At 44.6% G+C, this 587-nt stretch carries 1 protein-coding gene; it reads right to left on the bottom strand.

Annotation, left to right across the window (positions count from 1 at the left end):
• Nucleotides 1-395, bottom strand: a 395-nt coding sequence (locus R7Q11_RS27925) for a glutathione S-transferase (protein ID WP_225467203.1), incomplete at its 3' end; no start/stop codon positions are given.
• Nucleotides 396-587: the final 192 nt, after the last annotated feature.

The following is a 587-nucleotide window of genomic DNA, read 5'->3' as shown; positions in this document are numbered from 1 at the left end:
GCAATATCCTTTAGTGCTCCTTCGCTCAGTTCTACTTTTCGACGCGCGCGACAGTTCATCGGTAACTCGTTTCTCAAATCAAAAAAGCCCGAATGCATTTCAGCCGAAATCGCGCGCGCTTTCGCTTTGTCCGCTACATGGCTCGGCCACGCCTTTCCCTGTAGGTACTGCTCGTTCACATATTCCAAAATCGCTAAGGAATCCCAAACCGTGACTTCGCCATCAACCAATGTTGGCACTTTGGCCGTTGGTGTTACGCTCGCCAGCTTGTCGTAGAAGTCTTCAGTAAACAGCGTTAGCTTAGTCACATCCACTTTTAAACCGTATTGAGAAAAAATGAGCCACGCTCGCAATGACCAACTTGAGTAGTTTTGATTCCCGATAAAGAGTTGCATTGTTGCCTCCATGCCAAATGGTGTTGTTATTAATTAAAGCGTGAAATCACAATATCTGATTGTTTTATTTCAAACTAACGGATAGTTTTGATGGAACACTTCAACAAAAACGATGGATAGAAAAGAATATGGATATTGACGCGCTGCGCAGCTTTCTTGCGTTTGTTGAAACAGGCAGCTTCACTCGTGCTG

The organism is Vibrio sp. 970 (assembly GCF_033339075.1).
The sequence above is the reverse complement of the archived record's forward strand: the minus strand, read 5'-3'. Positions and strand labels throughout refer to the sequence as shown.